We start from the raw sequence: 9,163 nt of genomic DNA, 5'->3' as shown, positions 1-9,163 counted from the left end.
AGGGGGGCGCCTTGAGCGCATCATCGAACGATGACTCTTTGGGAATTGGGATCCCTGACCGCGGCCACTATTCGGGCTTTTTCCACCGTGCCGTCCTCCGCTGTGACATCAATGTAGATAAAACCAGCGGTGGCTTTTTCCGTTGAAATCGCCGTTATCACTATCGGATACGCCCCGTCCGTGTTCGGCTCTCCTATTTCGGCGGTAAAATTGGGGTCGGTCGAAAACACGGCCGTCGGCCTTACGCCTGCCTGTTTGATGTCTCGGAAAAGCAGCGCCTTGCTCCCCGCCTGCGATCCCATGATCCAATGCGCGCTGCTGGGCGTGACAACATAACTGGTTGTGCTCGCCACGTTCACCCTGAGTGTGACCGTGGGATTTTCCGTATCGGTGGTGGTAATCGTAATTTTGTAGCTTTGCGGGCCGGCTCGATTGGTGCGGGTATATCGGGCGGCCAAGACGCCCTCCTCGCCCGGCTGGTAGTCTTTTTCAATCTCGGAAAGTTTCAGGCATGAGCATGAGGACACTGCCGAAAGGATGGCAATTGGCTGCCCTCCATTGTTTTTAAAGGCGAATTGAATGTCCGCCTGCTGCTGGTTGACGGCCAGCGTAATTGACTGCTCCTTGGGGTCCCATTGAATTTCCGCGAACAGGGGGCCTAATATTGTCAAAAACATGGCCAAAAAGGCTGCAACTTTAGTGTTCATAGCGTTCATAAGTCGGGTTCTTCGGCGTATGGGTGTTCACGTTGCTATGCCACGCCTTTTGGAATACCAACGGGGTTGCGGGAGGTGAAACAAACTTTAGAGCCATTTTTTGGCGATGCACTGATGCCGTGTAAAGGCATATCTCGTGGAATAAATATTCAACGGCCGTAATTCATTGCTCTCCATATCACAATCCATGACTTGTGTTTTGTCCGCTGAAACTTAGTAAGGTCTGCCACATGCCCGCCGAGTATTTTTACAACGGTCATTTGCGTTGGAGCGTGTATTGGGAAAACCCCAACTTCATGGCTTGTTTTATTTCGTGCGCGCTTGTGTGGCTCTGGTTGGCGGAACTTCGTTGGGCACGCTTGAACAAACCGCGCGCGCGCTTTGCCGGGTTTGCGTTGCTTTATGGGTTGGAACTGTGCGGCTGGTTTGTGCTTGTGAAAACTTACTCGCGGGGCGGGCTGCTTGCAGCCTTGTGTGTATTATTCTGCTTCTTTGCGGTAGTGAGACAGGATAATTGGAATGATCTCTGGCGCAGGGGGCTGCATGTGCTTGTGCGGGTGGGGTTGATTTTTCTTATTTGCACGCTCACTGGATTTGCGGGTCGGATGTCTCCCGGATATCTGGCCCGGGACATGTCGGTGTCGAATCGTTTGGATCTGTGGCGCGGCGGCCTTGCGATGATTTGGGATTCTCCGTTTTCGGGGTGGGGTTTCAAGCAAGGCGGAATGGCGTATGTCAATTGGTATCAGCCCATCGAGCAATCGGTTAGGCCGACAGGTTTTGTAAACGGCTACTTGGAACTCGCGGTCAATCACGGCGTTCTGACCTTGTTTTTGTCATTATCCGTTTTATTTGCCACTGTAATCATCTCGTTTATGATGCGCAAACGCAGTTGGTGCGTGGCGTTCGGCGCGTGCGCAATCGCATGGATGACCGCCAATATCTGGACTTGTTGCTGGTATGAATGGTCGTTGTGGGTGCTTCCGGGTGCTTCGGTGATTTCGCTTTTCGTTATTGGTATCCGAAACAAGGTGGCGTTGAGAAGCTTCATCTGCGGCACCGGCCTGGCGCTGTTCATTGTGGCAGTTTTGCTTGGCGCCGGTTATACCACGGCTCGAAAAATGGACTGGCAGGCAAAGCCACTGGCTGGCGCCGATGTGGTGAAGGTTTCAAGGCGTGACTCCGGCGCATCGCCGGACAATCCAATAGGCTTGTGGGCTGATGGCGCAATCTTTGGCACCTATTATGGAAAATCCATTCGGACGTCCGCATCATCCCTTGATATTCTTTCGTTGGAATCGCTGATTGTATATGCGCCTTGGTATCGTTCGGATACTCATGCTGCCGGCGTGCGGCATGAGGTTTGTGTTTATTCGGGTTTTCATGCGAGCCGCCTTCAGGCAGGCGAGGGTGGTTTGAAGAAAACCGTTGTATTGTATCCTTCCGCATACCCTCCGGGAAGCCTGCCGGACACCCGTGGAGTAGTGGTTTGGCTGCCATTGGCGGATGCCTCCCAATATGATCGCATGTGGCGCATTTGGGCGGAAAAGACGGGAGCGGAATTGGTTTATTTGTCACAGGGAGGGCGTTCGGTTTCTGTAAGCAACCCTGTGATTTTTTCGACGGCTAGTGCTGACCAGCGCGCTTTGCGTTCGGAAATCTTGTCGAACATGGGCAAGGTTGGCATAAGAGGCCTGCCGCGGTTGTCGCTGGAGCTGGGCGGCTCATCCGAGATTTCCCGGCTGGGTTTTAATTTTCGCCTGGGGCACAAGATTTGCATAGGCAGTGATCGGAGCGCCGAGAGCGAATGGGACGTGACTGGATTGCGGACGTGCGTTTATTTCGAGCGGCAAGGCGACTTGGTTTGGATGAAACCAAACGGTCAGAGCGTGCGATATCCCCGACAGGACGCGGAATTTGGCAAGGCGTCTGACGGTTCATCGGCGGATGTTTTTGGCTCTGGTGTGGAAATAAAAACACGGCAAGGCTCGGTTTGGCGTTACAAGGACGGGAGCCTTGAAATGATCACTGATGCGCAAGCGGGGCGATTCGCCGTCGTTAGCGACAGGGGCGCCATTTTGGAGGTGTCGAGGCTGGTTGGCGGCGGTCGTCACGTTGCCGTGTTAGGCGTCGAATACTCCGAGGCCGGACTGCCTCAACGCTTGGCGTTTTCAGGCGGCAGGGAATGCCGTTTTGAATGGAGCCGCGATCATCGTCTTTTGCGCATTGAAAATGCCTCTGGCGTGCAGACTCAATTTGAATATGGCGGCGCATTGCTGACGAGTTGGGCTGGGAGCAATGGTGCGTCGGGAGTGTATAAGTGGATGCCGCGTGACGCTGTAAAACGGGGCATTGCGGTTGGCCGCCCTCCGGTTGTCCTAAGCGAGGATGACGTTTTTCATTATGAATATGCGCGTGCCGGCAATGTGAACATCATCCGGGTTCATACCGTGGGCGGTGCTTTTGTAAGCGAAACATCAGTTGGTCCGGGGGGCATGTCTCAGAAAACGGCAGCCGGAATAAAAAGCGTCCGGAATCGCAGAAATGGGGCGCAATAACTATTTCACCAATTTCGGTTGGAAACGCTTATGTTTTCGGTCTGCCGGGACGCGTATCCCGAACAATCCCGTGCTTCTGGCAAAAGCGGCGCAGGTCTTTTGGATCGATGTTGATTTTCATTGAGGCGAGGTGCCGTGTAAAATCCCGCGTGCGGTAGCGCGGCTTGGGATTATTGAGCATGTAGTGAAGCACCGACAGCTTCCACCAGTTGACGTAGCCGAAGTGCATCCGGGAAATTGCGCCGCGCGGCTGGTCGTGGAAAAACTCCACTGCTTTCGTGAAATGTCGTATGAGTTGCAGTGATGAAGGTTTTCCGGAAAACATTTCCTGCAAAACCATGCCGCCCATGAGCAGGAGCGCGGCGTTTGGACGCGCGGTGTTTGGAACCTGCCGCCATGCGTGGATGAGCAGAAACGGGAGCAGATTGGTGCCGTTTGCACCGCCCGATTGATAACGGCGAATGAGCCGGACTACCTGCGCGCGAGTGAGACCGCCGTAGGTTGAAATCGACGCCGGCCTGTGATCGCGCGCGAGTGCGGCCATGAACGATTCGCGCGCATCGCTGGCATGGGCAAACCATGCGAGCAGATGGCGCCCCCGGCCGGCATGGCGTTCCTCGCCTCGCAGATAGGCGGCCAGACGCGAGCGGGTGTGCGGTTCGAGGAACGCGGTGCCGAGCCAGTTGCGCAGACATGGCGACTCGCGCAGCAATTGCAGAAAAATCGTGACCGCCGCTGTCTCGTGCGTGTCGCCCAAGAGCGCGAATAGTTCGTCGCTTAAATAATCAGGAGTTTCCGGCATTGCTCGGGAATATAAAATTGCGGCGGCAGCCTCATCCACAGGCTGCCGCCGCGTTTGTCAGTTTGTCAGACTCCCACACCTTGGCCGCCGCGCATGGTTTGGCGCATAGCCTCATCCTTTGCGACGCGGACAAAAGCACGCTGCCGGTTTTCGGCAGGAACATTTTTGATGCGTTCCTCGACCTTCGCCTTGATGTCGGGGTTTTGCTCCACCCATTTGACAATTTCCTGGTCGCGCTGCTGGGTGTAATCATTGCGCTGCATTTTTCCGAGCATGAGCTTTCGGATAAGCTGCTCCTTCGTGAGATCGTTGTAGTATTGATACAGTTTCGGATTGTCCGAAATATATTTGGTGAGCTTGGCATCGACCTCGGGGTTGATGCGCTGCTCGGTGTTCTCCCGAGCCTTCTTGTCGGCGATAGCTTGTTTTAGTGACATGGTATTTTTGTATTGGGTTGCTCCAGCCATTGATTGAGCAAGGCGGCTGGCCGCCAGTGGCGATTGACCTTGTTCGGGCACGTCCGCCCAAAGTTAAAAACGAATCAGAGGTTGAGGAGTGATTGGGCGTAGTGGCCGTTGTCGTCGGGGACGAGATCGCTGCCGGCGATGTTCAAAACGGACTCCTCAAACTCGCGCGTGATGTCCCACGGCGTCGCGCACGCAAGCCACAGGCGCATGAGGTCGTCGGGCGGCGGTGACTTACCGTAAGTTTTTTCGAGATGCGAGTGTGCCTGCTCGAAGCTCGCGCGGTGATGCACGCCAATCGCGAGCGGTTCGACTTCGATGTTGTTGTCCGTTTCGGGAGGTGCAGGAGGTGTTTCTGTGGTCATTGTTTTTCCGGTTTTGATGTGGTGGTTTGTGATTCGCGGAACTTGGTGATCTCGGATTTGAGACGCGAAAGCTCCGCCGTGAGTGTTTCGTTTTGCTCGATGAGCGCGGCCATGAGCCGGTTTTGCGCGGCCATCTTCTGCTCAACCTCGGCGGGCAGGAGTTGCGGTTTCTCGGCGGGATCGGCCAATGCGAGCACAGGGCCGAGCGGCACGACAGTCGGCGCGTGCGGTGTGAGGTTCCACGCGGCGGGGTTTTCTTTTCGATAAACGATGTGCGCCTCGTGCATGAGGTTCGGGTCGCGGGGATCGACGTATCGGCTTACCGGATACGCGCGCATGGTTTCGCCGTGGCGCAGTTTTTCCGTGTTGGCCGGATCGAGTTCGGTGCCGCTCACGGGCGAGGCCGCGATAGTTTGAACGGGTAGTGGTTGTTTCTTTTTGAAAAGCGAGCATCCGGCGAGCGGAATGCAAGCGACTGCGAATATAATAAATGCACGGGTTTTCATTGTGATGTCGTTTCTTTCGTTTGCCACAGGTCGGCGCGGAGGTTGCCGCGAGTGGCCTTGGACTGATCGAGGGTTTGGGTGACGTAGATGTAGAATTGCTTCCCTGCGGGCACGCGGACGTAGTAGCCGTCCTGCGCGATGATTTGCTGGATGCGCGCGGCGTAGGCGTTGAGCACGTCGGATGTGCCTTGCAGCGCGGCGTTCTTGGCAGACGCCTTGGGCACCTGGCTCACGTCGCCAAATGCGGTCGCCTGGTCGCGCATTTCCTGCAAACCACCCGCCATGCCCGCGAGGAAGGTAGAGGCGAAAAGTTTTATCTCCTGCCAGTCGTCGGTTTTCAAAATCTCGCCGACGAGTCCTGCGCTGCCATCGCGCAAACCATATTCGCCGGTCGTGTCGTCACGCTGGCGATCGAGCGCGATGCCATTGAGGACAAGTTCGACACCATTGTTGGTGGTGTGATCGCGCCAGACGACAATCCACTGGCCGGAGGCGGCGATGCGTTCGCGCGCGTGATCGGAGGCAGCGCGTCCGTGAACCTCCGCGCCGGCTGGAATGATGCGCCGTCCGTCGTGCCAGACATCCTCGGTGACGAGGCCAATGATTGGCGTGTCGATTTTCGAGGACTCAAGCGTGACAACCGTTTCGCAGGAAATAAGCCGGCCATAAGGCGCGTAGTTTTGCGAGAGCGTGACATCATTCACGCGCGCGTTCTCGTCAGATAGCAAACTGATCGGTAACGGCGCGGGCGCGTTTGTGTGTGAGACTGATTTTTCGACGCGCGCTGCGCGAGGGCGCGAAATTCCTTCCTCGTCACCGGCAGGCGGCGTTCGTGTTTGTTGAGGCGTTGGAGTGTGCGGCTGCGGAATTTTCAATTCCTGTCCACTGCGTGTAATCGTGTGACGTTCGACGGGCGCGGTGGCCGCGTGCGCGCTCGCGGAAATCTCCGGCCGTGGCTCGCGCTTGTTGCTGCCGTGAATGAGCAGCGCGCCGACACCGATGAACGCGGCGAGCATCGTGAGGCTACCGACCGGTGTTTTTATGAATTTCAGCAAACGCTTCATTGGGGAATGACGAGCTGCACGTCGCGGGTGGCGCGCGGCACGATGATATTAAAAATATTCTTCACGCTGAGGTTGGCGCGTCCGCCGTCGGGCGTGCCGGTGATTGCGAAATACGCCGTCGTCACCGCGTGCGGCGGAATCAAGCCGGACGCGTCGGAAATGGACGCGGTGTAAACACGCGAGCCGATGCGCGCGGCGAGGCTTTGAGGCTGGTAGGCAACCTCGGTGTCGCCGGTGTTTTCCAGTCGGAGCTTGAAAACCAACGTGTCCTCGGGATCGAAACGAAACACCTCCTCAACCGTCGCGGAAAAATCCTTGTAACGCGTGACGGCCTCAACAGCAGGCGGCGCGCGGTGCTCGATTTGCTGCACGGCCTCGGGATATTGCTCGTGAACGAGGCGAAACGTTTTCGCACGGTCGAGCAAACCGAGAAGAGCGTCGGGCGTGACACGTTTCGCGAGCGCGGAGCTGCGACCGGCAAGACGATCCTCATAAAACGTGACCGAGCCGTAGGGCTTTTCGGACGCGGTGAAACGAATAATATAAGTGTGGTTTTTCCAGATGACATTGAGGGTTGCTTGCGCATCGGGTTTCAGCGCGCGCACGCTGAGGTAATGCCGTCCGGGAACGTGCGAGAGAAGCACGGGCGCGGGTGTTTCCGGTTTTGCGGTGATGCCTGCGCTTTCAAGCGCGGAGGGTGCGGAAGGAAACATGAGTGTCGTCGGCACATTGGTGCCGATGGGGATTTCATAGACGACGCGCTCATCGAGCGGAAATTGTTTCACGACGGGAGCGGTGTCGCGGGCGTGAACCACGGATGCTATCGAAATGAAAATCAGAAGAATTTTAACCGCAGATAAACGCAGATTGACGCAGATAAACTGAGGCCACAGTGGATTGAATCTGTGTCCATCTGTGTCCATCTGCGTTCATCTGCGGTTCCTGTCTTAATATTGTGAGAATTCGTAGTTCCATGCGGCGAGAGGGTAGCGTTTGTTGGCGACCATGTCCGGGTTGCGGACAAGGGTGAGTGTGAGTGAAAAGCGCGGGGATTCAGCGAAAGCCTGTCGCTCGAAAACGCCCGTGCGCACAAGCTGGCCCTCGATGCGCACAAGCACCTGATCCTCCCTCGTGCGCAGGATGTCGATTTTGAAAACCTCGGGTTTCTGGTGAATCTGCTTCACCTCGAACTCCTCGCGCGAGGCGAGCAATTCGTTCTGCGCCTTTGTTGCCGCGTCGGTGAGAAAGAGCCGTTGCAGCAAATCAGGAAAGTCGAAGTTCTTCGGATTGCGTTGCAGAAGCGCGAGCGCGGACCAAATGGAGAGTGTTTCGTGCAGTGTCTTCGCCTCCTCGAAACCGAGCAGCGGCGAAATCGAAAAACTGCCGCCTCCGTCAAGAACGACGACGCGCTCGCGAGTGCGATACGCTTCAATAATAAGAAACGGCTGAGCGACAACGAGGACGAGCGCGCCGCAGGCGACAAACATCCACATGCGCGCGGCAAAGGCATGATCTGCGAAAAGCCGCGCGGGCGAAAACCCACGTTTCGTTTTCGCAGGCGGAAGCTGTCTTGCGTTATCGACAGGCGTCTCGCGCAAGGGCGCGCGCGGTTCTGGTGTATACTCGGGTTCCATTTGTTAAAGTCCGGGAGTCGTCTGAGCAGATGACGGTGGCGGAGCCTCGTTTGCCTATGCCGCCATCGCGGTTGTCGTCGCCGCTGATGGCGCGCTCAACATTCCGCCGATCATATTTGCGCGATAGAGCATATCGACGCCCGAGCGGCCCAGTGCGCCGGGGTTTGCGGTTTCGCCGGTAAAGGCGTAGCCCTGCGCGAATATCTTTTGGCAAATGATCGGCGTGCTGATCGTTCCGATGAGCAGCGTGATCGCGGCTAGTATGCCGCCGACATTGGTGAGAAACGGCGAGAAGGCGGCCATGTCGGCGGATGCGGCCTCCGCGCCGACAATCATGCGAAAATCCTGCCAGATGGCGATGGCGACAAGATTAGTGATGGCGAAGCCGACGGGCCACGCGAGCACGGCGAGCACTTGTTGAAAGAATCGAATGCCGATTTGCGAGCCGCCCGGAATCATAAAACACGCGAGCGCAAATGGCGTGAGCAGATATAAAATCCAGCGCAATATATATTGCAGTATTATCATCGGCGCGGTGACGAGCGTGCCGATTTGTATAAACACCCAAGAGACGACGTCGGTGATGGCGTTGTAGAGCGATTCGTTGAGCTTGCGCCACGACCATTCCTTTTTCTCCGGGTTTTGCGCGGTTCCATCGCGCAGCAGTTCGGAGGCGCGCGCGGGGTTGTCGTTGTATTGCGGATCAATGTAATCGGCCGCCGCGAGCATGGTGTTTTCGGCGAGCGCGAACCACCAGTGCATCGAGGCGATGAGCGCGACGATGGTGATGGCGCGCGCGATTGGTCGCACGATCTGGCTGTTGTGATAATGATGCCGGCTGAGGTGCGCGACCAGTCCGACCACAAGCATTGCGAAGACGACGAAGCGGAACGCCGTCACCATTGCGATGATCTTGTTTTCCAGAACTGGGAGAACGAGGTCCATAATGGTTCGGGTTTTATTACCGAATGCCTGAACCTCGTTGACGCGAGCCATCGTAATTCAGGGCAAATCGTGCCACCAGTATGTCCCGATTGTTTGGGCGCGTATTGGA

At 56.5% G+C, this 9,163-nt stretch carries 10 protein-coding genes; 1 reads left to right on the top strand and 9 read right to left on the bottom strand.

The window, feature by feature from the left end; genetic code table 11:
* Positions 1-20: 20 nt before the first annotated feature.
* Positions 21-707, bottom strand: a complete 687-nt coding sequence (locus CKA38_RS02725) for a DUF1573 domain-containing protein (protein ID WP_161554686.1) — start codon at positions 705-707, stop codon at positions 21-23.
* 239 nt (positions 708-946) lie between these two features.
* Here CKA38_RS02725 and CKA38_RS02720 point away from each other — a divergent pair, with 239 nt between their 5' ends.
* A complete protein-coding gene (locus CKA38_RS02720; protein WP_108824120.1) occupies positions 947-3,274 on the top strand; it encodes an O-antigen ligase family protein in 2,328 nt (775 codons plus the stop codon).
* A gap of 28 nt (positions 3,275-3,302) precedes the next feature.
* Here CKA38_RS02720 and CKA38_RS02715 read toward each other — a convergent pair whose 3' ends face one another.
* The 8 genes from CKA38_RS02715 to CKA38_RS02680 form a co-directional block, all read right to left on the bottom strand.
* Positions 3,303-4,076, bottom strand: a complete 774-nt coding sequence (locus CKA38_RS02715) for a hypothetical protein (RefSeq protein WP_108824119.1) — start codon at positions 4,074-4,076, stop codon at positions 3,303-3,305.
* Between the two features lie 65 nt (positions 4,077-4,141).
* Entirely contained in the window at positions 4,142-4,513 is a 372-nt protein-coding gene (locus CKA38_RS02710; RefSeq protein WP_108824118.1) for a hypothetical protein, read from the bottom strand.
* Between the two features lie 104 nt (positions 4,514-4,617).
* Positions 4,618-4,905 (bottom strand): hypothetical protein, encoded by a 288-nt coding sequence (locus tag CKA38_RS02705; protein WP_108824117.1) that lies wholly within the window; start codon positions 4,903-4,905, stop codon positions 4,618-4,620.
* On the bottom strand, positions 4,902-5,411 hold the full coding sequence (locus CKA38_RS02700; RefSeq protein ID WP_108824116.1) for a hypothetical protein: 510 nt from the start codon (positions 5,409-5,411) through the stop codon (positions 4,902-4,904). Before CKA38_RS02700 ends, CKA38_RS02705 begins: the two co-directional genes overlap by 4 nt.
* On the bottom strand, positions 5,408-6,475 hold the full coding sequence (locus CKA38_RS02695) for a TrbI/VirB10 family protein (RefSeq protein WP_108824115.1): 1,068 nt from the start codon (positions 6,473-6,475) through the stop codon (positions 5,408-5,410). The genes CKA38_RS02700 and CKA38_RS02695 overlap by 4 nt, the downstream gene beginning before the upstream one ends.
* Positions 6,472-7,290 carry a hypothetical protein gene (locus CKA38_RS02690; RefSeq protein ID WP_108824114.1) on the bottom strand — a complete coding sequence of 273 codons (819 nt, stop codon included), beginning with the start codon at positions 7,288-7,290 and terminating at the stop codon, positions 6,472-6,474. The genes CKA38_RS02695 and CKA38_RS02690 overlap by 4 nt, the downstream gene beginning before the upstream one ends.
* A gap of 132 nt (positions 7,291-7,422) precedes the next feature.
* Positions 7,423-7,968, bottom strand: a complete 546-nt coding sequence (locus tag CKA38_RS02685) for a hypothetical protein (protein ID WP_236919123.1) — start codon at positions 7,966-7,968, stop codon at positions 7,423-7,425.
* Positions 7,969-8,163: 195 nt separating this feature from the next.
* On the bottom strand, positions 8,164-9,054 hold the full coding sequence (locus CKA38_RS02680; RefSeq protein ID WP_108824112.1) for a hypothetical protein: 891 nt from the start codon (positions 9,052-9,054) through the stop codon (positions 8,164-8,166).
* Between the last annotated feature and the right edge of the window lie 109 nt (positions 9,055-9,163).

It is taken from the genome of Ereboglobus luteus, assembly GCF_003096195.1.
Classification (GTDB): Bacteria; Verrucomicrobiota; Verrucomicrobiia; order Opitutales; family Opitutaceae; genus Ereboglobus; species Ereboglobus luteus.
This window is presented reverse-complemented; position numbering and strand designations above follow the sequence as displayed.

What these genes read in the sequence shown, in the direction of transcription:
- CKA38_RS02725 (WP_161554686.1), bottom strand. Translation starts at nt 707, where the DNA reads ATGAACACTAAAGTTGCAGCCTTTTTGGCCATGTTTTTGACAATATTA.
- CKA38_RS02720 (WP_108824120.1), top strand. Translation starts at nt 947, where the DNA reads ATGCCCGCCGAGTATTTTTACAACGGTCATTTGCGTTGGAGCGTGTAT.
- CKA38_RS02715 (WP_108824119.1), bottom strand. Translation starts at nt 4,076, where the DNA reads ATGCCGGAAACTCCTGATTATTTAAGCGACGAACTATTCGCGCTCTTG.
- CKA38_RS02710 (WP_108824118.1), bottom strand. Translation starts at nt 4,513, where the DNA reads ATGTCACTAAAACAAGCTATCGCCGACAAGAAGGCTCGGGAGAACACC.
- CKA38_RS02705 (WP_108824117.1), bottom strand. Translation starts at nt 4,905, where the DNA reads ATGACCACAGAAACACCTCCTGCACCTCCCGAAACGGACAACAACATC.
- CKA38_RS02700 (WP_108824116.1), bottom strand. Translation starts at nt 5,411, where the DNA reads ATGAAAACCCGTGCATTTATTATATTCGCAGTCGCTTGCATTCCGCTC.
- CKA38_RS02695 (WP_108824115.1), bottom strand. Translation starts at nt 6,475, where the DNA reads ATGAAGCGTTTGCTGAAATTCATAAAAACACCGGTCGGTAGCCTCACG.
- CKA38_RS02685 (WP_236919123.1), bottom strand. Translation starts at nt 7,968, where the DNA reads ATGTGGATGTTTGTCGCCTGCGGCGCGCTCGTCCTCGTTGTCGCTCAG.
- CKA38_RS02680 (WP_108824112.1), bottom strand. Translation starts at nt 9,054, where the DNA reads ATGGACCTCGTTCTCCCAGTTCTGGAAAACAAGATCATCGCAATGGTG.